This is a genomic window from Actinoplanes sp. NPDC051411 (assembly GCF_040682075.1).
Lineage (GTDB): Bacteria > Actinomycetota > Actinomycetes > Mycobacteriales > Micromonosporaceae > Actinoplanes.
Genome location: NZ_JBFBAD010000072.1, coordinates 33270 through 52964 on the forward strand (window position 1 = coordinate 33270; position 19695 = coordinate 52964).

20 protein-coding genes are annotated in these 19695 nt (G+C 72.1%); 10 read left to right on the forward strand and 10 right to left on the reverse strand.

Annotation, left to right across the window (positions count from 1 at the left end):
- Window positions 1–1437, forward strand: coding sequence for a cytosine permease (locus AB0M88_RS33130; RefSeq protein ID WP_364109413.1), 1437 nt, complete (start codon window positions 1–3; stop codon window positions 1435–1437).
- Complete coding sequence (locus tag AB0M88_RS33135) at window positions 1434–2816, forward strand: amidase (RefSeq protein WP_364109415.1); 1383 nt, start codon at window positions 1434–1436, stop codon at window positions 2814–2816. The genes AB0M88_RS33130 and AB0M88_RS33135 overlap by 4 nt, the downstream gene beginning before the upstream one ends.
- Here the strand turns inward: AB0M88_RS33135 and AB0M88_RS33140 are convergent.
- Window positions 2806–5811, reverse strand: coding sequence for a hypothetical protein (locus AB0M88_RS33140; protein WP_364109417.1), 3006 nt, complete (start codon window positions 5809–5811; stop codon window positions 2806–2808). The two genes, AB0M88_RS33135 and AB0M88_RS33140, sit on opposite strands and share 11 nt — an antisense overlap.
- A gap of 107 nt (window positions 5812–5918) precedes the next feature.
- Between AB0M88_RS33140 and AB0M88_RS33145 the strand changes: the two genes are divergently transcribed.
- On the forward strand, window positions 5919–6170 hold the full coding sequence (locus AB0M88_RS33145; RefSeq protein WP_364109419.1) for a hypothetical protein: 252 nt from the start codon (window positions 5919–5921) through the stop codon (window positions 6168–6170).
- On the opposite strand, the gene AB0M88_RS33150 is transcribed toward AB0M88_RS33145, so the two are convergent.
- Together AB0M88_RS33150 and AB0M88_RS33155 are read right to left on the reverse strand one after the other, a co-directional pair.
- Entirely contained in the window at window positions 6106–7041 is a 936-nt protein-coding gene (locus AB0M88_RS33150; protein ID WP_364109421.1) for a nucleoside hydrolase, read from the reverse strand. The two genes, AB0M88_RS33145 and AB0M88_RS33150, sit on opposite strands and share 65 nt — an antisense overlap.
- 9 nt (window positions 7042–7050) lie before the next feature.
- On the reverse strand, window positions 7051–7413 hold the full coding sequence (locus AB0M88_RS33155; RefSeq protein ID WP_364109423.1) for a LiaF domain-containing protein: 363 nt from the start codon (window positions 7411–7413) through the stop codon (window positions 7051–7053).
- 365 nt (window positions 7414–7778) lie between these two features.
- On the opposite strand from AB0M88_RS33155, the gene AB0M88_RS33160 reads away from it, so the two are divergent.
- Entirely contained in the window at window positions 7779–8405 is a 627-nt protein-coding gene (locus AB0M88_RS33160; protein WP_364109425.1) for a DUF402 domain-containing protein, read from the forward strand.
- Window positions 8406–8477: 72 nt separating this feature from the next.
- Here the strand turns inward: AB0M88_RS33160 and AB0M88_RS33165 are convergent, their stop codons facing one another.
- On the reverse strand, window positions 8478–9983 hold the full coding sequence (locus AB0M88_RS33165) for a serine hydrolase domain-containing protein (RefSeq protein ID WP_364109427.1): 1506 nt from the start codon (window positions 9981–9983) through the stop codon (window positions 8478–8480).
- Window positions 9984–9994: 11 nt separating this feature from the next.
- The gene (locus tag AB0M88_RS33170; protein ID WP_364109429.1) at window positions 9995–10882 is read right to left on the reverse strand and encodes an oxidoreductase; all 888 of its coding nucleotides are present in this window, start codon (window positions 10880–10882) and stop codon (window positions 9995–9997) included.
- Window positions 10883–10929: 47 nt separating this feature from the next.
- On the opposite strand from AB0M88_RS33170, the gene AB0M88_RS33175 reads away from it, so the two are divergent.
- Window positions 10930–11517 carry a TetR/AcrR family transcriptional regulator gene (locus AB0M88_RS33175; protein WP_364109431.1) on the forward strand — a complete coding sequence of 196 codons (588 nt, stop codon included), beginning with the start codon at window positions 10930–10932 and terminating at the stop codon, window positions 11515–11517.
- A gap of 152 nt (window positions 11518–11669) precedes the next feature.
- Here AB0M88_RS33175 and AB0M88_RS33180 read toward each other — a convergent pair whose 3' ends face one another.
- Window positions 11670–12206 carry a hypothetical protein gene (locus tag AB0M88_RS33180; protein WP_364109433.1) on the reverse strand — a complete coding sequence of 179 codons (537 nt, stop codon included), beginning with the start codon at window positions 12204–12206 and terminating at the stop codon, window positions 11670–11672.
- A gap of 31 nt (window positions 12207–12237) precedes the next feature.
- Window positions 12238–13965, reverse strand: a complete 1728-nt coding sequence (locus tag AB0M88_RS33185; protein ID WP_364109434.1) for a sulfatase-like hydrolase/transferase — start codon at window positions 13963–13965, stop codon at window positions 12238–12240.
- 119 nt (window positions 13966–14084) lie between these two features.
- Between AB0M88_RS33185 and AB0M88_RS33190 the strand changes: the two genes are divergently transcribed.
- Window positions 14085–14396 (forward strand): hypothetical protein, encoded by a 312-nt coding sequence (locus AB0M88_RS33190; protein ID WP_364109436.1) that lies wholly within the window; start codon window positions 14085–14087, stop codon window positions 14394–14396.
- A 213-nt stretch (window positions 14397–14609) separates the two neighbouring features.
- Here the strand turns inward: AB0M88_RS33190 and AB0M88_RS33195 are convergent, their stop codons facing one another.
- Window positions 14610–15446: a tetratricopeptide repeat protein gene (locus tag AB0M88_RS33195; protein ID WP_364109438.1), complete on the reverse strand. Its 837-nt coding sequence runs from the start codon at window positions 15444–15446 to the stop codon at window positions 14610–14612.
- Window positions 15447–15660: 214 nt separating this feature from the next.
- Between AB0M88_RS33195 and AB0M88_RS33200 the strand changes: the two genes are divergently transcribed.
- The 3 genes from AB0M88_RS33200 to AB0M88_RS33210 all read left to right on the forward strand — a co-directional run bounded on the left by AB0M88_RS33200 (window position 15661) and on the right by AB0M88_RS33210 (window position 17000).
- Window positions 15661–16218 carry a hypothetical protein gene (locus AB0M88_RS33200; RefSeq protein WP_364109440.1) on the forward strand — a complete coding sequence of 186 codons (558 nt, stop codon included), beginning with the start codon at window positions 15661–15663 and terminating at the stop codon, window positions 16216–16218.
- A 59-nt stretch (window positions 16219–16277) separates the two neighbouring features.
- Complete coding sequence (locus AB0M88_RS33205; protein ID WP_364109442.1) at window positions 16278–16487, forward strand: hypothetical protein; 210 nt, start codon at window positions 16278–16280, stop codon at window positions 16485–16487.
- Window positions 16488–16556: 69 nt separating this feature from the next.
- Window positions 16557–17000 carry a MaoC family dehydratase gene (locus AB0M88_RS33210; protein ID WP_364109444.1) on the forward strand — a complete coding sequence of 148 codons (444 nt, stop codon included), beginning with the start codon at window positions 16557–16559 and terminating at the stop codon, window positions 16998–17000.
- A 52-nt stretch (window positions 17001–17052) separates the two neighbouring features.
- On the opposite strand, the gene AB0M88_RS33215 is transcribed toward AB0M88_RS33210, so the two are convergent.
- On the reverse strand, window positions 17053–17253 hold the full coding sequence (locus tag AB0M88_RS33215) for a hypothetical protein (protein ID WP_364109446.1): 201 nt from the start codon (window positions 17251–17253) through the stop codon (window positions 17053–17055).
- A 41-nt stretch (window positions 17254–17294) separates the two neighbouring features.
- Window positions 17295–18431, reverse strand: a complete 1137-nt coding sequence (locus tag AB0M88_RS33220) for an LLM class flavin-dependent oxidoreductase (protein ID WP_364109449.1) — start codon at window positions 18429–18431, stop codon at window positions 17295–17297.
- Window positions 18432–19450: 1019 nt separating this feature from the next.
- Here AB0M88_RS33220 and AB0M88_RS33225 point away from each other — a divergent pair.
- On the forward strand, window positions 19451–19695 hold a 245-nt coding region (locus AB0M88_RS33225; RefSeq protein ID WP_364109451.1), incomplete at its 3' end, for an EAL domain-containing protein.

A 19695-nucleotide genomic window follows, 5' to 3' on the forward strand; every position in this document is an offset into this window, starting at 1 on the left:
ATGGCGTCGATCGCCGGGGTCGAGGTACGGTCCATCGACTACGTGCCGCTGGACGAACGGCACGGCAAGGTGTGGAGCCAGGGCCCGCTCTGGTTCATGAGCAACGCCCAGATCGCCACCCTGGCGGTCGGCACGTTCTCGGCGATCGGCGGCGGCAACCTGATCTGGTCGCTGCTCGCGATCATCCTGGGCGCGCTGCTCGGCACGTTCTTCATGGCGTTCCACGCCGCCCAGGGCCCGCAACTCGGCCTGCCCCAGATGATCCAGTCGCGGCCGCAGTTCGGCTACGTCGGCGCGCTGCTCGTCTGGGCGTTCGCCTACCTGCAGTACGCCGGGTTCAACATCTTCAACACGATCCTGGCCGGCGACGCGCTGCACACCACCGTCCACGGCCCGGCCAAGCTCTGGATCGTCATCGCGACCGTGCTCGCCGCGGTCGTCGCCCTGGTCGGCTACGACCTCATCCACTCGGTCGAGCGCTGGCTGTCCGGCGGCTTCCTGGTCATCTTCGGCATCCTCACCGTCGCGGTGTTCCTGCTGCCGTTCCCGGCCGGCTCGTTCGACCTCGGCGGCTTCCACGCGACCCCGTTCCTGGTGCAGTTCGGGGCGGTCGCCGGCTACCAGATCAGCTGGGCCATCTACGTGTCCGACTACTCGCGCTACCTGCCCCCGACGGTCGGCATCAAGCGCACCTTCCTGTGGACGTACTTCGGCTCCGCCCTCGGCGGCATCTGGCTGATGTGCCTGGGCGCCGCGCTCGCCTCCTGGGCCGGCGACAAGTTCGACACGATCAGCTCGCTCCAGCAGGCCGGCGACCGCGTGTTCCACGGCTTCGGCGGCGTGGTGCTGGTCTTCGCCATGCTCGGCCTGGTCTCGGTGACCGCCCTCAACATGTACGGCGGCTCCCTCACGCTGATCTCGGCCGCCGACTCGTTCCGCAGCGTCCGCCCGACCAGCACCGTCCGCATCGTCACGATCGTGTTCACGGCGGCGCTCTCGCTGGTGCCCGCCCTGCTGATCGGCGCCGACTTCCTGACCAACTTCGAGGACTTCCTGCTGCTCGTCCTCTACCTGTTCGTCCCGTGGACCGCGGTCAACCTGGTCGACTACTACGTCGTCCGGCGGGGCCACTACGCGATCGCCGAGATCTTCAACCCGCGCGGCCTCTACGGCCGCTGGGGCTGGCGGGGCATCCTCAGCTACCTGGTCGGCTTCGGCGCGATGCTGCCGTTCCTGAGCACCAGCAAATACACCGGATTCGTGGCGAGCGCGATGGGCGGCGCCGACATCTCGTTCTTCGTCGGCCTGCCCGTCGCCGGCGTCCTCTACTGGCTGCTCGCCCGCACCATCGACGTCGAGTCGGAGATCGTCGTCGCCGACCGGGAGGCGGCCGAGCTGGAACACCTCGCCGACGCCCACGCCCGGCCCCAGGAGTGAGCGCCGACGCCTTCTCGCTGGCCGCCTCACTGCGCGCCGGGGAGGTCTCGGCGGTCGCGGCCGCCTCGGCGTCGCTGGAGGCGATCTCCCGTCACCAGCCCGATCTCAACGCGATGACCGAGGTCCTCGCGTCGTCGGCGCTCGCCGCGGCCGCGGCCTCGGACGCCCGCCTCGCGCGGGGCGCGGGCGGCCCCCTCGAAGGCGTTCCGGTCACGGTGAAGGACCACATCTGGCTGGCGGCCGTACGCGCGACGAACGGGTCCCGGGCCTACGCCGACTTCGTCCCGCCCGACGACTGCGTAGCCGTGCGGCGGCTGCGCGACGCCGGGGCCGTGATCGTCGGCAAGACCAACAATCCCGAGTTCTGCTACCGGGGCATCACCGACAACCTGGTCTTCGGCCTGACCCGCAATCCGCGCGACCTCTCCCGCACGCCCGGCGGCTCGAGCGGGGGAGCGGGCGCCTCGGTCGCGGCCGGGCTGACCCACCTGGCGCTCGGCACCGACGGCGGCGGCTCGATCCGCATCCCGGCCTCATTCTGCGGGGTGGTCGGCCACAAGCCGTCGTTCGGCCTGGTGCCGAAGGAGCCGGGCTTCAAGGGCTGGAAGTCGCTGTCGGTGGACGGGCCGCTGGCGACCTCGGTCCGCGACGCCGCATTGATGCTGTCGGTGATCGCCGGCCCGTCCGCCCTGGACGACACAACAGTTCCCGTCGACGTGGGTGACGTCGTCGGGGCCGCCATCTCGCCCGGCTCGCTGACCGGCCTGCGCATCGCCTACTCGGCCGACCTCGGCTTCGCGCCCGTCGACGCCTCGGTGCGCGCCGCGTTCGCCACGGCGGTCTCCGTGCTGGCGTCGCTGGGGGCGACGATGATCCCGGCCGCGCCCCCGCCGGCGGACCCGACCGCGCTCTGGAACACCTTTGCGCTGGCCGAGGGCTACGCGTCCGAGGGGCCGCTGTTGGACTCGTGGCGTTCGCACATGTCCGACGGGACGGCCGCGATCGTGGAGGCCGGAGCCTCGATCTCCGCCGGGACCTACGTGGACGCCCTGCACGAGCGCAATGCCTACTCGGCGGCCTGGGCCCGCTTCTTCGCCTCCTTCGACGTGCTGGTCACGCCGACCATGCAGATGACCGCGTTCCCGGTCGGCCGGTTGCGCCCGGACACCATCGAGGGGCGCCCGGTCGACCCGTTCTTCGACGACTGGTGCACCCTCTGCCTCCCGGCCAACCTGGCCGGGCTTCCCGCCACCTCGGTCCCGGCCGGCACCGACGCCGACAACCTCCCGATCGGGCTGCAGGTCATGGGACCCCGCTGGTCCGACGCCCTCACCCTGCGCGTGGCCGCCGCCTTCGAAGCGGCCTCCGCTACGCGGTGATCAGAAGGCCGACGGCGCGGGAAGCGTCGCCGGGGCCGGGGTCGGGCAGCGATTCGCGCAGCTTCAGCCAGGACTCGGAGGGTCTCGCCGGCCGGGTCGCGTCCATCATCGCCGCCATCGGGATCTCGGAGTACAGCGACGGCTCACCCAGTGCCTTCGCCGCGTCGAGGAGCGTGGCGTGCCGGCACACCGCGGTGGCCACCGACAAGCGGTGCTCGGTGCTCACCGCCAGCAGGCAGACCAGGTCGGCGAGGGCCTGCACCGGCCGGTTCCGGGCCGAGTGGACGACGACCCGGGCCATGAGGTCGTAGATCTCGCTGATCTGATCAGGATCCGTGTCCGGCGGCGGCGGGTGGACCACCCACAGCGTGCCGTACCCCGCGGCCGCCCCGACGAGCCAGGTCCGCATCCGGGTCGGCCAGTCCGGGGCCGCCCATCCCAGCCCGTCGTGGATGGCGGAACCGATGGCGTAGCTCTCCTGGGCGTCGGCGTCTCCGATCAGCTGGTAGTAGCTCATCTCCTCGAGAAAACCGCTCCCGATCACCGGTCCCGGTCCGCGCGTGATCGTTGCCGGGTCGACCAGGCCGACGAGGCCGAGCACGGCCTGCCAGCCTTCGCTGTCCAGTCCGCAGCGCCAGAGCATCACGGTCTGCCGCCAGTGGAATTCCACCAGCTCCGGCAACAGGTTGAGCAGGCTCACCTGTCCGCCGGCCGGCTCGCACGCCAGGCGCAGGAGGAACAGGTTGGCGGAATAGGCCGCCATCTCGCGCAGATGGTCGGTGCCGGCGGGCCGGTAACCGGGATGCCCGTGCCCCTTGCCGTCCTGACGGAAGCGGCGGATCAGCGTCTCCAGCACGTCGGCGACATCGGCCCGGTCCCGCTCGCCGAGCCCGGCGATGATCTCGCTCGCGAACTGCTCGATCGGCCGGCGGACGGCCAGGGCCTGATAGGACAGCAGCGCTCGGAGCAGACCGTCGTCCGGCTCGCGCCGCCGCCGCTCCCCGAGCCCGTCGACGATGTCGCGCAGTTCCTCGACCACCCGGCGCGCGATCAGATATTCCCCGAACGTGGCGTGCAGGAACTCGTAGACCCGCTCCGTCCGGTCCAGGCCGGTCGCCTCGGCGGCGTGCACGAAGAAGAACTCGGCCAGCAGCCGCTGCCCGGTGACCTCCGGCCGCTGCGGCGGGGCGTCCGTTCCGGACAGCGCGGCCAGGTCGGTGCCGAGCTCGGCCTCGGTGACGTACTGCCGTCCGCGGTTGAACATGGCCAGGGCCGCGACGGACAGCCGTTCGATCGTCGTCGCCGTCGTCTCGTCGTCACCGGACCGGGTCTTCTTCGCGGCTTCCCGCCGGGCGAAGGTCTGGATCAGCTGCTCGTAGAGGTCGGTGATCTTCATGCCCTCGTCCAGCGGCGGAGTGACCGGATCCGCGGCGTAGATCGTCAGCATCAGCAACAGGAGCGGCTGCGACGCCAGGTGCCTCTGGTGGAGGACGGTCTCGAGCGCCACCCGGCGTACGTTCCCCGACGCGATGCCCGCCTCGTTGGCGGCGTTCCACCGCCGCAGCCACTGCGCCGTGCGGCCCTCGTCGAAGTCGTCGAGCTTCGCCACCGTCAGCTCGCGCGGGGTGCGGACGCGGTCGGCCACGACCGTACGGGAAGTGACCAGGACCGAGACCGGCCGTCCCAGCTCCTCCTCGCGTCTTTGGAAGTCGGCGACCTCCTGCAGGTAGCCGCTGCGGTCCGACGGGCTGGCCTGCAACAACTCGTCGAGCCCGTCGAGCATCACCACCCGCCGGCCCCGGGGCAGCCCGGCCCAGGCGATGCCCTGGTTGGTGGCCAGCCGCAGCCCCTCCTCGATCTGGTCCAGCACCGGCGCGTGGGCACTGACCGCCCGCAACGGCACCCAGGCGACGGTGCAGCCGCGGGCCGACAGGTGAGCGGCCAGCACCTTGGTGAGCATCGACTTCCCGGCGCCCGGATGCCCGAGGATCAGCATCGGCAGCTCCGTCTCCGACGCGGCGTGGACCTCGAGCCGGGCCAGGAGATCGTCGCGTTCGGGCAGATCGCTCCACCAGTTCTCGTCGCCGGCCCGGGTGCCGTCGCTCACCGCGCACAGCCGGTACCCCGGCTCGACGAACAGCTCCTCGATCCGGGGAAAGGTGAGGGCGGTGGCGTCCCGGTCGACGCCGCCCGGCACCACGCGGGCCCGCGGCCGCGCGCGGTTGGCCGCCTCCAGCGACTCCGACACCTGGTGCCGGCCCTCGTCGATCCGCGCGCCGAGCGCGTCGATCCGGCGGCGCGTGGCGGCGTGTTCGCCGAGGTGGGACCAGGCCTGGAACTCGGGCACCGCGGCGGCCAGGTCGATGTAGTGCGACCGGTAGCGCTGCGTCGCGTCCTCGGCCAGCTCGTAGACGTCGAACATCCGGTGACCGTCGAGCCCGGACAAGAGCCGTTGCGTACGGTCGCCGAGCTCGGCCATCCACCCGCGGACGGGGCCGAGGTTCTCGGCGAAGCCACGGTCCGGGCCTGGTGCCGGCACCTCTGTCCGGTAGAGACCCTCCAGCAGTCGGTCGCGCTCGTGCTCCCGGGAGCCGCCGATCAGCGAGCGCTGGTCGTCGCCGGTGAGCGGCGCGGTGACCTGACGGTGCCGCAGCTCCTCGAAGAACGCCGCGGCGACGATCGCCGTGTGCGCCGCGGCGATCAGCTGCTGCCGCTGTTCCCGGCCGGTCGCGCCGTCGATCGTGGGTGACAGCCGGCCGACGACCCGGCGCAGGAGATTGACGGCCTCGCTCTTCTGATCGACCCAGCCCCAGAGCGCGGCGATCGCGCCCGCCGGCGCGAGAGCGGCACCACCGACCGCCGCGACCACGGCGCCGGCCCCGGCGGCCAGGATCAGGCCGCCCAGTGTGGCGTCGAGCTTGTCGATGCCCGGTGTCCCGGCCCGGCCGAGAATCTTGAGCGCGGTCTGGAAGGTCATTGCTGGTTCGCGCCGCACGCGGCGATGGTAGCCAACCCGACGGGCGGAATTCGGGCCCCGAACGGGTGGCACCGGCCGACGCTCGGCCGATCTGGCACCTACAGTCCGTAGGTAACATCTCCGCCATGACGGGCGGGGATGTGGTGCCGGTGCCGGGCATCGTGCTGGCACTCGACGAGGCCGACTACTGCTACGGCCTCGGGCCGATCGCCCTGCGGGTCACCCTGGTCGAGCCGCTCGCGGCCGGCGAGGAATGGCTGCGGATCACCGGCCGCGAGGTGCATCCGGCCGCCGACGGCGGCCTCCGCGAGGTCATGATCCGGCTGGCCGCCGTCCCTCGGGCGACGCGACCTGCGGGCTGGCGCCCGCGGCCCTGAGCAGACGATCCAACATCAGCGGGCCGGCCGGGGCGGTCAGCGACAGCACGACGCGTACGCGCGGGCCCTCGCCCGTCTCCTCCAGGACCTGGCCCGTCGCCGGGTCGACGCCCAGCTTGAGCAGCGGAGCGTCCGCCGGCGTGACGTCACCGACCGCGATCGCCGCCGCGAGCGGATCGTGCAGCGCGATCTCGCGCTCCTCGAACCGCGCCTCGTACGCGTCGAAGTAGACCGGCAACATCTCGTGCAGGGCGTCGTTGAGCGGCGACCCGCCCAGCCGCTGCCAGTCCCCGGTCGTCCACCGGTGCTCGAGCGTCACGTCGAGCGGCACCAGCGTGACCGCCCAGCCGGCCGCGAACACCGCCGCCGCGGCCGCCGGATCGATGGCGACGTTGAACTCGGCGTACGGATTGATGTTGCCCCGCACCCGGACCGCCCCGCCCATGACCGTGACCGTGACGACCAGGTCGGGAAGCCGCGGCTCGGCGCGCAGCGCCGCCGCGAGATTGGTGCAGGGCCCGGTGGCCAGCACGTGCAGCGCCCCGGCATGCTCGCGCGCCAGGTCGACCAGCAGCCCGGCGGCCGTGCGCGGATCATGCGGGCCGCCGTCGGGCAGCACCACCCCGCCCACGCCGTTGTCGCCGTGCACGTGGCGCGCCTCGTCACGGTGCTCGCCCACCCCGACCGCGACCGGGATGCGGGAGCGCCCGGCCAGCGCGAGCAGGCCGGCCGTGTTCGCGGCGGCCTGCACCGCCGAGGTGTTGCCGTTGACGGTGCCGATGCCGATCAGCCGGACGTCGTCATGGGCCAGCAGCAGCCCGATCGCCAGCGCGTCGTCGATGCCGGTGTCGCAGTCGAGGTAGAGCAACATCCAATGTTTCTACCTTGTTCGAACCACGTGCACGCCGCCGACAAGGCTGTATTCGCGCACCCTGAGCACTATGCCGGAATTGCTGGCGCCCGGCTCGATCCGTACCCGGCCGAACAGCCGGAAACCCTCGACCCGCACCTCGACCTCCGGCGGCACCTGCAGCGACACCCCGCCGACCAGCGAGACCTTGGTCAGAATCGGTGTGACACCGGCCGGCAGCTCCACCTCGCCGAGGTCGAGATTCGCCCCGCCGACCGGCGTGTCCACGACCATGTCCCTCGGCATCCGCCACGGCCCGCGCACCTTGACCCCGCCGAGCAGGCTGACAAACCAGGCGGCCCCGTTACGGCCGGTGAACATCGGTGCATCCATGCCCCGGACGCTAACCGCGGTCGATACCGCCGGCCCGTGCCGGACGGCACTCCCACCGGATGACGGATGTCATGATCCTCTGTCCGGCCGGTCACGCTTCCGGGGTCTGGATGAGGGCGCGCCGCGGGACGTCGTGGCCTGCGCAACCCCGGGTGGCGTGGATGGCGTCGCCGGGATGCGCGGCGTGCGGTGCCGCGGCGGCCGTGCCGGGTGGGCGTGGTCTGGTGACCGTGCGGAGCGGCCGCCCCCACGGGCCGGGGACATGTTGACTGTGTTGACGCCGTCCAGATGGCATCAATGTTGACGTAATCAACATGTCAACATGTGCCGTCTTCCTGTCATCGGGATGGGTTAGCGTGCCGGCCATGCTCTTCGCTCCGGGGCGGGTGGTGCTGCGGCGCTACTTCCGCGCCTCCACCTACAGCTTTGTGAAGCCGATGGTGGTGGTCCGGGATGACGAGGCGGGCCTGCTGCTGTGGATGCCGGCCGGCACCGGGGTGGCGGGCCTCGAGGATCAGGACAGCCGGAACCTGCACGCGGTGTCGCTCGGCGAGATGCGCGAGCCCCGGCTGGTGCGCAAGACCTGGGGCGAGAACGACGTCCTGATCCTGATGCCGCCGGGCGCGGCGCACTCCGTGTGGTGGTTCTTCCGGCAGGCCGAGTTCGCCGGGTGGTACGTCAACCTGGAAACGCCATCCACACGCCACGACGAGGGGGTCGACGCGACCGACCTGGTGCTCGATGTCGTGGTCGCGCCCGACCGGACGTGGGTGTGGAAGGACGAGGACGAGATGGCTGACCGGATCGGGCGGCCGGACTACTTCGACCGCGACGGCGCGGACGAGATCCGGGCCGAGGGGGAGCGGGTCATCAAGCTCATCGAGGCCGGGGACTATCCCTTCGACGGCACCTGGACCGACTTCCGCCCGGATCCGGCTTGGCCGGCGCCGACCCTGCCCGTGGGATGGGACCGTCCAGGGCCGAACAACTGACGGACCGCTCGCGTTCGGGCGGGAGAACAAACCGGTGCCGGTAGCTGCGCGCGGCCGGGGACGTTAGTCGAGCTAGGAGACGTCCGGCCTGGTCATCAACGGCGACCGCAGCTGATTGAGCAGGTTGGGGCCGGTCAGGGGGATCAGGTTCCAGGTCGCGGTCGCCAACGGGCCGTCGATGGTCAGGCGGAGGCGGTGCGGGCCGGTGATGATGTAGAGGTCGGCGACGAAGACGTCACCCTGCCACCCTCCGGTCGCGACGAGCGGGCGCCCGAGCGGCGACGATTCGCGCCACGTGTGGTGCCCGACCCCGAGCTCAACGGAAGCGCCGACCGAAGCGCCGGCCGAAGCGCCGGCCGCAGCACTGGCCGAAGCGCCGGCCGAAGCGCCGGGCGAAACGTCGACCGAAGCGCCCGCCGACGTGTCGAACAGTGCCTCGGCCTTTGCCGGCTCGGGCAGATTCTCGAGCCGGAGAAGCCAGCCGCCCGGCCGCGGCTCCAGCATCACCGAGGTTCCCCACGACGGGATCGAGGCGCGCACGGAGCGTTCCGGCCGGTGCTCGCCGGCCACGAGCGGGAGCGACAATTGCCGCAGCCGCGCCGCCGGTGACGGGCCGTCCGGGGCGACCCCGGCGTCAACAGCGGGCAGGAGGCAGTCCCAGACGGCTTCCAGCGCGGCCTGGGTGTGCGGCATCGCCGAGGTCATGGCGACGACCAGGTCGTGAGACGGGATGACCAGGCAGAACTGTCCGAACGCGCCGTCCCCCCGGTAGCCGTGGCGGGACATCCACAGCTGGTAGCCGTACCCCTGAAGGCAGTCGGTGTCGCGGGACCCGTCCTCGAACTGAAGGGTCTCGATGCGGCGCGTTGTCGCCGCCGCCAGGAAGTCGCGGGGGATGAGCTGGCGGTCGTGCCAGCGGCCGTTGCGGAGCAGAAGTTCGCCGAAGGCCGCCACCGCCTCGGTGGTCAGGTGCAGGCCGTGGAAACCGAAGCTCTTGCCGCTCGCGACCCGGTCCCATTCCGCGCCGGAGATGCCCATCGGCCCGAACAGGCGCTCGTCGAGGAATTCGGGCAGGCCGCGTCCGGTGACCTGTTCGACGATGCGGGCGAGGACGAACGTGGTCGCGTTGTCGTACGCGTGTCGCGTGCCGGCCGGGTAGGGGAACGGCACCCGCAGGAAGCCGTCGATCAGGTCGCCGGGCGAGAGTGTCCAGGCTTCGGCCAGGCTGTCGTCGGCGTGACCGGCCGTCATGGTCAGCAGGTGCTCGACCGTCAGCGAGCTGTCGTAGGCGGGGAGGACGTCGCCGAGCCGCGTGTCGAGCGACAGCAGCCCGTCGCCGATCGCGATGCCGGCCGCCGCGCCGGTGAACGTCTTGGTCAGTGAATAGAGCAGGTGGGGCCGGGATGCCGAGTACGGCGCCCACCAGCCCTCGGCGACGACTCGTCCGTGCCGCACGACCATCAGCGAGTGGCATTCGACAGATCGCGCGTCGAGCCGGTCCAGCAGCGCCGTGATCCCGCTCGGCGCGATCCCCTCGGCGGCCGGAGTCGACCGCGGCAGCAGTTGCGGACGGTCCATTGCCGACGATCTTAGACGCCGGTCAGCCGCGACGATTCCGCCCACAAGCGCTGCTGGGCCGCGACGTCGTAGGACAGCTCGCTCGACCGCACCAGCGAGGGCGGCCCGGTGAACTGCAGCCGGCCGGGCGGCCCGTAGTACGAGCCGCCCTCAACCGCCGGGTCCGTCGCCGCGCGCAGGGTCGCCAGCGCACCCATCGGCGCGCTCTGGAACAGCCACGACGTCGCCCAGCGCATCGCCGGGTGCCCGATGATCCGTTGCTGGAGCGGGAAGTGCCGGATGAGTTCGGTCCGCGCGTTGCCCGGGTGGGCGGCCACGGCGATCGTCCCGGTGCCGGCCAGGCGGCGCTGCAACTCGTACGTGAACATCAGGTTGGCCAGCTTGGACTGCCCGTAGGCGCGGCCCCACCGGTAGCGCCCGCCCTCGGGAAGGTCGATCCGCGCGCGCCGGTGGGCGATGCTCGACACGGTCACGACGCGGGAGCCGGGCACGTCGCGCAGGCGGTCCAGGAGCAGGCCGGTCAGGGCGAAGTGTCCGAGGTGGTTGGTGCCGAACTGCAGCTCGAACCCGTCGGCCGTCCGCTGGGGCGTGCGCGACATCAGGCCCGCGTTGTTGATCAGCAGGTCGATCCGGGGCCACGCCGTGCGAATCTCCGCGGCGGCCTCCCGCACCGACGACAGCGACGCCAGGTCGAGCGGAACCGCCGACAACCGGGGGCCGCCCCCGAGCCGGTCGATCGCCTCCCGGGCCTTGGTCATGTTGCGGCAGGCGAGCACGACCGTGGCACCCCGTGCGGCGAGCACGCGGGCCGTCTCGAAGCCGAGTCCCGTGTTCGCGCCGGTGATGACCGCGACGCGCCCGGTCTGGTTGGGCACGTCGGCCGCCGTCCATGCGCTCATCGCGCCTCCTATAATCGGGACGAGCATTCCGGTTGTGACTATCCGGGATGGTCATCCCGTTTGTCAACAAGGGGGAGACGGAACCCATGCGCATCGACGCCCAGCGCAACCGGGACCGCGTCCTGGTGGCGGCGGCCGCGGCGTTCGCCGAGGAGGGCCTCGCGATCCCGGTCGCCGAGATCGCCCGCCGCGCCGGTGTCGGCACCGGCACGGTCACCCGCCACTTCCCGACCAAGGAGTCGCTCTACGAGGCGATCGTCCTGCTCCGGGTCGAGGAACTCGTCGAACACGCACACGAACTGGCCGCGACGAAAGACCCGGGGACCGCCTTCTTCGACTTCCTCTCCTTCACCGTCGAACTGGGCGCGGCCAGCCGGGGGGTCGCGCAGGCGCTGGGCGGCGGCGGCTTCGATATCGAAGCCGCCAGTTCCCGTACGGGTCTGCACCTCGCCGAAGTCGAACAAGGCCTGCTCGCCCGCGCCCAGGAGTCGGGCGCGGTCCGCAGCGACGTCAGCTTCACCGACGTGAAGGCCCTGATCGCCGGCTGCCTCTCCCGCGAGCAGCGGGGAACCGACCAGGCCGCCCGCCGGCGAATGATCGCCATCGTCTCGGCCGGCCTGCGCCCAGAGGACTGAGCTGGCCCGCGCCCGTGGGAGCTGAGCTGGCCCGCGCCCGTGGGAGCTGAGCTGGCCCGCGCCCGTGGGAGCTGAGCTGGCCCGCGCCCGGGGGACTGAGCCGGCCCGCGCCCGTGGGAGCTGAGTCCGCTGCGCCCGAGAAGCCGCGCCGATCAGCCGGTTCGGCACTCCTTCTGCATTCGCAGCGGCCAGAGGCCACTGTCGAAGGGGATGGAGACCCGGTTCGCCGACGCCGCCACGATGACCGTCGCCGTCCCGCTCCACGCCTGCGCCGGCGCGTCGGGACACGTCAGCGTGGCGATGACGCTGACAGTCGAGGTCATGCCGGGTTCGATCGCGCCGGGCGGTGCGATCGAGCCGTTGATCTGGACCTGGGCCGGATCGAGGTGGACGCTGACGAGGTCTATCGGTGTGGCGCCGGCGTTGGCGATCGACAGGACGCCGGCGAGCCGGACCTGCCCGTCGTCCAACCACACTCGCGGCGTTCCGTCGGCCGACACAGTGGCGGAGACCGTCACCACCCGAACCTGGGTGGTGCGCCGCACCGCATAGATGGCCGCGGCGCCGCCCACGGCCGCCCCGGCGACCATCATGCCCAGCGCGGCGACCAGGGAGATCTTCCGGCCCGGGGGCCGCCGCGGACGCTCCGAGGGAGCGTCCAGGTCGATCAGAGCGGGCTCTGCGGTCACCGCGGAAGTATAGGGGCGTGGCTCACCCTGGCTACGGCTGCGGAGTGCTGCCGAACGCGCTGAAGAACTTGTCTCGGAAGTCGCTCATCGGCCACACCGGGGCCCTGGTCGACGGGCGCAGGCCCGGGTCCCAGCCCCACCCGTTGATCGCCTGCAGCACCGCCGGATCGTGGGCGACGATCGCCACCGGGACGTCGTGGCTGGCGCCGTCGCCGGAGACGATCGGGGACGCCTGGTGGTCGCCGAGGAAGACCATCACGAGGTTCTTGTCGCCGTACTTCTCGACCCAGTTGACCAGCGTCGTGAGGGTGTATTCGATCGACTGGCCGTACGCGAGGCGGACCTGCTTCTTGTCCGACCAGAGCGCCCCCGGCTTGGTGCCGTCGGCGACCATTCTCGTGTAGACCGAGCCGTCGCCGATCTGGTTCCAGTCGGGCAGGTAGGACGGGATCGGCGCCCACGGGGTGTGGCTGGAGACCAGCGGCATCTCGACCATCAGCGGCTTGCGGCCCGGCACCTGGTACTCGATCTTGTTGAGCTGTTTGAGCGTGTACTGGTCGGGCATCGGCGCCCAGCTGAAGCGGGGGCCGGCGTAGCCGAGGTTCCGCGAGTCCCACACCGTGTCGTAGCCGTAGAACTTGCCCTCCGGCCACGCCTCGGTGGTGCCCGGCATGACGCTCACGGTGTGCACGCCGATCTTCTTGAACGCGCTGGTCAACGTCAGGCGGTCGGAGGAGACGAGGTCACGGTAGCGCTGCTGGTTGTTGATCCACAGCCCGGATTCGAGCGTCGAGTGGGCGAGCCAGCTCCCCCCGCCGTACGTCGGGGAGGTGAGCCATCCGCTTGCGGAGGCGAACCCGGAAGCCCGCAGCGACGCGGTGCCGTTGTCCAGAACCTGGTCGATGCCGGGCGCCAGGCCCGGCGCCTCGACCGCGCTGCGCCCGTAACTCTCCACGAACGTGAAGATCACGTCTTTGCCGCGCAGGGCGGTCAGCATGCGGTCCGCGGGGGTGTTCCGGTACGCGTCGACCCGCACCTCCTTCCGGAACGCGGCCTCGTCCTTGAGCCCCGCGCGGGCCTGCCCGACCCGGTCGAACGCGTAGGTGTACGTGCTGCGCGCCGCGACCGGCACCGACGCCGTGATCGACAGCCCGGTGAAGAACGCGAGCACCCACGCCAGCGCGACCCCGCCGGCCGTGAACGCCGACGCCTTCCGGTGCCCGCCGACCAGCCGGCCGAGCCGCAGCAACGCCCACGTGCACAGCCCCATCACGGCCACGACCAGCAGCACGATCGCCGCGACCGCGCCGATCGCCGCCGCCCGCCCGTAGGAGTCGACCACGAAGTTGTACGCGTCGTCGAACAGCACCCAGTCGAGCACCGGGTCGAACGGCCGGTTCAGCTCGTCGAAGAAGCCCATGTCCAGGCACTTCTCGACGACCAGCCAGCCGAGCAGCACGCCCGCGACGACCGCAACGACACGCCGCGCCTTCGGCGGCAGCACGACCAGGAGGCCGAGCAGGATCGCGCCCTCGACCGGGATGCGCACGAAGCCGAGCACGGTCAGCCGCGACAGCACGTTGGGGAAGATCAGCGCGGCGAAGACCAGCACGCACGCCAGCGCGGTCACCGCCGGGCCGTTCAGCACCGCGCGTACGCGCCTCTTGGCCGGCGGCCCCGCCGCCGGCTCGTCGGTGAGGTCGGCCGGCGGGGTGTCGAGGTCGATCGGCTGCACGTCCGGGGGAACGGAAACGAGCAACGGAAGGTTCAGGTCGTCATCCGATTTGGGTCATCTGACGCGCGGGGCCCTTCCGGGCCGTTCGGCTCTGGCCGCATTTGCGCCGGCGAGCAATGCTGTCACCGGAGGTGGCGCTGGTCATGGAGGTAGTCCTGGTGATCGCGAGCATGGTGCTGCTCGCGAGCGTGGCCGCCGCGGTGGCTCTCGACCGGGGACCGTTCTCCGCGCCGCCGCCGCGCCCGGGCACCGGCGGGCCGGTCCGGGTGGGTCTCCCCGAGACCCCGGCCGCCGGCCGGTGGGTGGGTCACGAGGCGAGCGTACGCGCGTGCGACGACCTACAGGCGCAGCTGCGCTCCGGGCTGCTGAGCTGTGCCGACTACCGCCGCGCGATAGCCGACGTGTCCGCCTCCCATGACCGCCGCCACCCGCTGCCCATCCCGCCCGACGCGTAGCGTCGGCTACGTGTTGATGCCGTCAACATTGACGTCAACACTCCAGCAATCAACACGTCAACCCGTCAGTCCACGGGTCTCGACGTCCGCCGCGATGAATTCCCCGTGCGCGGGGCGGTCGACCTGGCGCGGGGTCGGCAGACCTGGCGCAGGGTCGGTCGGCCTGGCGTGGGGTCGGTCGGCCTGGCGCAGGGTCGGTCGGCCCGGCGCGGGTCAGTCGACCGAGCGCCGGGTCAGCAGCGCGACTCCGGCGGCGCCGGTGGCCAGGGTCAGCAGGGACAGGCTCAGCTGCGCCGGCACCGCGGCCGTCGACACCAGGTCGATCAGGCCGAGCGCCAGCAGCGCCACCAGGCAGACCGCCAGCACGACGCCGGACAGGTGAGCGACCGCCGCCCGGCCGTCCACCCGGCGGAGGCCGCCGGGCGGCACGCGCAGGCTTTCCGCGTACGCGTCGGAGACCCGCACCAGTGACGCCGCGTCGACGATTCCCTGCTCGGACGCCGTCAGCCGGCGGAGTTCGAGCTGCGCGCGCAGGTGTGACGGCCGGAGCCGGAGCGCGCGGCCGTAGGCCTCGCGGGCGCTGAGCGGCCGCCCGGCCGCGAAAAGCGCCACCCCGTGCGCCACCTGGAGGTCAGCGTCGTAGTGGGCGAACTCGGCCGCCGCCCGCAGGCTGTTCTCGGCGTCGCCGACCCGCCCGGCCGCGAGCAGCGCCCGGCCCAGCCGCTCGGCCAGCCGCGGGTTGCCCGGGTCGTCGGCGCAGCCGGTCCGGGCCGCCGCGATCGCCAGCTCGTGCCGGCCGGTCGCCGAGTAGGCCGCGCTGACCAGGTACAGCGATTCGAGCTCGCCCGGGTCGAGGCGCAGCGCGGACCGGGCCGCGTCGAGGGCCGCGCCCGGGTCGCCCAGGTCGAGGCGCGCGCGGGCCAGCAGCTGCCACGCGCCGACGTTGCCCGGCTCGTGGCCGACGACCGGCGTCAGCAGGTGGGCGGCCTTGCCGGCGCGGCCGTGCAGCAGCAGGTCGCCGGCCTGGTCGAGGAGGTGGTCGGTACGCACGCCGCCCCAATCGGCCACCCGCGGCCCGATCTGCCGAGCGGGCCTGGTGCGGATCGGTTGCCACCGTCGAGGTGTGCGCCCGCGCTCGGATCTGTCGGTGCGGTCCGGTGCGGATCGGTTGCCACCGCCGGGGTGTGCGCCCGCGGTGCGATCTGCCGGGGCGACCCGGTGCGGATCCGTTGCCACCGCCCGGGTGTGCGGCATAGTGATCACCATGGCTTACGGAGTGGTGCTGCTGCCCGACGCCCGGACGGCGCGGACGCTGACCGAGCTCTCGCACGCCATCGGTCACGGCGCCCGGCCGCGGCATCTGCTGGGCGAACAGGCCCCGCCGCACGTCTCGGTTCTGCACCTCGACGTTCCCGGCGAGCGGGCGGCCGAGATCGCCGATCACGTGGCCGCGCATCCGCGGCAGATCACGGTCAAGGTCATCGGTCTGCTCTACGTCCCGGTTCCGGAGGGCGACTACTACGTCCCGGCCGGTGGCACCTATTTCGGCGTCGAGATGGTGCGCCGTCCCGACCTGGACGCGCTGCACCACGAGTACCTCGACTTCGCCGCCGCCCGGGGCATGGCGCCGCTGGGCGCGGTCGGTGACGACTACCGCCCGCACGTCACGCTGGGTGTCACCGAGGTGCAGCCGGCTCTGCCGCCGCTCGACATGTTGCCGCTCGGTGAGCTGCGATTGATCCTGGCCGGCGGCCCGATCGGCGCTTACGGCACCTTCCCCACGCTCGGCCGCGGTGGCACAGGTCACACTCCGAGCGCTTAAGCGCACCGTTCCGCAACCGATGTGGGCGGTTGCAAATGTGGAGCGAAGGGAGTTGCGAGATGGCAACGCGAATCGAACCCGCCGACGGCTACCGCTGGGACTCGCACAACGCATGGGTGCACCTGCGCAAGGACTGGCAGCAGCTGTCGGTCGACGCGCTGGCCAACGCCGACGCCCGCGTGATCGCCGCCGACAAGGCCGCCGTCGTGGAGAGTCGCCGGCAGATCGCCCATGTGCAGGGCTCGCATCTGGTCGACGTCACGGTGTAGCAGTTCGGCTGCCCGGCGCCCGCCGGGAGCATTCCCATGCTGTGCGGACCCTATGAATAGGGTTGCCGGATGCTCTTCACCGGGATCGACGACCTCCTCGCCCACGACGACCTCGGCGTGAGCGCCTGGCACGAGGTCGACCAGGGCCGCATCGACCGGTTCGCCGCGGTGACCGGCGACCGGCAGTGGATCCACGTCGACCCGGAGCGGGCCCGGCGCGAGGGCCCGTTCGGCGGCACGATCGCCCACGGCGCCCTCACGCTGTCGCTGTGCATGACGTTCCTGACCGAGGTCGTCCAGGTCGCCGGGGTCACCTTCGTGGTCAACGGCGGTTTCGACCGGGTGCGCTTTCAGAGTCCGGTGCGGGCCGGGGCCCGCCTGCGAGGTGCCGTACGCCTCCTGCAGTCCCGCCGCCTCGGCGACGGCGCCCGCATCGTCGTGCGCACCCGGGCCGAGATCGAGGACGGGACCCGGCCGGCCTGCGTGGCCGACCAGGTGCTGGCCCTCTACTGACTCCGGTTGCCCCGCAGCGCGTGGGTCTCGTAGTCGAGTCCGTACACCTTCTTCAGATCGGTGATCGCCCGCAGGGCGGCCCGGCTGTGCGGGCTCGCACTGGCCTCGCCCTCCTGCCCGGCACCGGCTCGAACGAGTGCAGGACGATCTTCTCCAGCAGCTCCCCGAGCGTCTCGTCGTTGAATTCGGCCAGGCCCTTGAGGACCTTGACCAGGCGCGCCTCCATGCGCACCCCGAGCTGTACACGTTCCATCCTGTTACCGTGGTCCCTTGGTAACAGGAGGCGCAACCGCTTTACCGCGCCGACACCCCGGCGAACGGGATCTCGGCCGGGGCCGCGGCCACCCCGCCGGCCGGGTGCTCCCACATCCCGCGCCGGCGCAGCTCGGGCAGCACGCCCTCGCCGAACCAGTACGCCTCCTCCAGATGCGGATAGCCCGACAGCACGAACTCGGAGATCCCCAGCGCCGCGTACTCCTCGATCCGGTCCGCCACCTCGCGATGGCTGCCGACCAGCGCCGTCCCCGCGCCACCGCGCACGAGCCCGACCCCGGCCCACAGGTTCGGCGACACGGTCAGCCCGTCCCGCCGGCCGCCGTGCAGCGACAGCATCCGGCGCTGCCCCTCGGACTCGCTGCGCCGCAGGCCCGCCTGCACCGCCTCGATGTCCGAGTCGGCGACCCCGCGCAGCAGCCGGTCCGCCTCGGCCCACGCCTGCTCGGCCGAGTCGCGGGTGATCACGTGCAGCCGGATCCCGAACCGCATGTCCGGTTTCAGCGACCGGATCCACGCCAGCTTCCCGGCCACCTGGGCCGGCGGCTCACCCCAGGTCAGATAGACGTCCGCGTGGGCCGCCGCGACGGGTCCGGCCGCGGCCGACGAGCCGCCGAAATAGATCGGCGGTGCCGGGTCGGGCCGGCGCGCCAGGCGCGCGCTTTCCAGCCGTACGTGGTGACCCGCGCGAGTCACGGTCTCGCCGCGGAACAGCGCCCGCACCACGTCGAGGAACTCGTCGGCGCGGGCGTACCGGTCGTCCTTGGCGAGGAAGTCGCCGTACTGCCGCTGCTCGGCGGACTCGCCGCCGGTGACCACGTTGAGCATGAGGCGGCCGCCCGAGAGCCGCTGGAAGGTCGACGCCATCTGGGCGGCCAGCGTCGGCGAGAGCAGTCCGGGCCGGAACGCGACCAGGAACTTCAGCCGCTCGGTGACCTCGCTCAGCATCGCCGTGGTCAGCCAGGCGTCCTCGCACCAGGCCCCGGTGGGTGTCAGTGCCCCGGTGAACCCCAGCTGCTCGGCGCTGCGCGCGATCTGCCCGAGGTAGGCGACCGACGCCGGCCGCACCCCGCCGGCGGAACCGGTCGGCACCCCGTGGCCGCCCCCGACGATGTCGCGCCCGTCGCCGTTGGTCGGCAGGAACCAGTGAAAGTCCATGCCGGCACTCTATCCACAACTCCTATCGGCTAGATAGGCATAGGACTGTGACCTCGGCCCGGTCGCTCAACTCCGGCCGCGGTATGCCGATGGCGGGACGTGTCGGCACGGCGGACGGCGTGGCGCTGGTGGGCCGGGGCGAGCGCCCTGGCGACCACCGGCTATTTCCTGCTACCCCTCGACACCGCCGTGCAGCGGCTGACCTTCGCCGCGTTCGGGTTCATCTGCGCGGTCGCGGTGCTCGCCGGTGTTCGGTTGCACCGGCCACGGAGGCCCGGGGTCTGGTACTGCTTCGCCGCCTCCGGGCTGACGACCACGGCCGCCAACGCGATCGTGGCGTACTACCAGGAGCGGCCCGGCGGCGTGCCGTACCCGTCGGCCGCCGACGTGTTCTACACGCTGTCCTACCCGCTGATCGCGATCGGGCTGCTGGCGATGCTGCGGGCCCGGCACGGCCGCAGCGCCGCCGGACTGCTCGACGCGGCCATGGCGACGACGGCGATCGGGCTCGCGTTCTGGGTGTTCGTGCTGCACCCGGTGGCGGCCGGGTCCGGGGCGTCGATCGCGCAACGGATCCTCGGCACCGAATACCCGTGCTGGGACGTCCTTCTCGTGGCCCTGCTGGCCCGGCTCCACCTGGGCGGCGGCGGGCGCATCACGACCAGCGACCGGCTGCTCGGCCTGGCGGTGACACTGCTGACGGCCGGGGACGCGACGTTCGCGCTGCTCTCGCTGCACGGATCGGCGTACGGCGTCGGCAGCCTGATCTGGCTGCCCGCGTACGCGCTGTTCGGGGCGGCCGCGTTGCACCCGTCGATGGGCCCGGCGGCCGTCGCGGCGCGGCAGCGCGACCAGGCCCGCGTACGCCCGATGCGGCTGGCCCTCCTGGCCGCGGCCTGCCTCTCGGCGCCGTTCCTGCTCTTCGTGCCCGGAATCGGGGCCGACCCGGCGAGCCCTGCAAGCGCTGGACCCCGGCCCTCGACGAACGCTCGGCCGAACACGCCCGCCTCGGCGCCGAGATGCGCGCCGCGCTCGACCGCGGCCAGTTCCGGGTCGTCTACCAGCCGATCGTCCACCTGCCCGAGGGCCGCATCCGGGCCGTCGAGGCCCTGGTCCGCTGGGAGCACCCGGAACGCGGCCTGGTCAGCCCGGTCCAGTTCGTGCCGGTCGCCGAGCAGAACGGTCTGATCGTCGAGCTCGGCGCCTGGATCCTGCGCACCGCCTGCGAGCAGATGGTCACCTGGCAGGCGACGCTGGGCGACCG

Excerpts from the sequence above, each read along its gene's own strand:
- AB0M88_RS33220 (WP_364109449.1), bottom strand. The coding sequence starts at position 18,431 with ATGGACTTTCACTGGTTCCTGCCGACCAACGGCGACGGGCGCGACATC.
- AB0M88_RS33160 (WP_364109425.1), top strand. The coding sequence starts at position 7,779 with ATGCTCTTCGCTCCGGGGCGGGTGGTGCTGCGGCGCTACTTCCGCGCC.
- AB0M88_RS33200 (WP_364109440.1), top strand. The coding sequence starts at position 15,661 with ATGGCTTACGGAGTGGTGCTGCTGCCCGACGCCCGGACGGCGCGGACG.
- AB0M88_RS33210 (WP_364109444.1), top strand. The coding sequence starts at position 16,557 with ATGCTCTTCACCGGGATCGACGACCTCCTCGCCCACGACGACCTCGGC.
- AB0M88_RS33150 (WP_364109421.1), bottom strand. The coding sequence starts at position 7,041 with ATGTTGCTCTACCTCGACTGCGACACCGGCATCGACGACGCGCTGGCG.
- AB0M88_RS33165 (WP_364109427.1), bottom strand. The coding sequence starts at position 9,983 with ATGGACCGTCCGCAACTGCTGCCGCGGTCGACTCCGGCCGCCGAGGGG.
- AB0M88_RS33130 (WP_364109413.1), top strand. The coding sequence starts at position 1 with ATGGCGTCGATCGCCGGGGTCGAGGTACGGTCCATCGACTACGTGCCG.
- AB0M88_RS33145 (WP_364109419.1), top strand. The coding sequence starts at position 5,919 with ATGACGGGCGGGGATGTGGTGCCGGTGCCGGGCATCGTGCTGGCACTC.
- AB0M88_RS33155 (WP_364109423.1), bottom strand. The coding sequence starts at position 7,413 with ATGGATGCACCGATGTTCACCGGCCGTAACGGGGCCGCCTGGTTTGTC.
- AB0M88_RS33170 (WP_364109429.1), bottom strand. The coding sequence starts at position 10,882 with ATGAGCGCATGGACGGCGGCCGACGTGCCCAACCAGACCGGGCGCGTC.
- AB0M88_RS33190 (WP_364109436.1), top strand. The coding sequence starts at position 14,085 with ATGGAGGTAGTCCTGGTGATCGCGAGCATGGTGCTGCTCGCGAGCGTG.
- AB0M88_RS33175 (WP_364109431.1), top strand. The coding sequence starts at position 10,930 with ATGGTCATCCCGTTTGTCAACAAGGGGGAGACGGAACCCATGCGCATC.
- AB0M88_RS33215 (WP_364109446.1), bottom strand. The coding sequence starts at position 17,253 with ATGGAACGTGTACAGCTCGGGGTGCGCATGGAGGCGCGCCTGGTCAAG.
- AB0M88_RS33205 (WP_364109442.1), top strand. The coding sequence starts at position 16,278 with ATGGCAACGCGAATCGAACCCGCCGACGGCTACCGCTGGGACTCGCAC.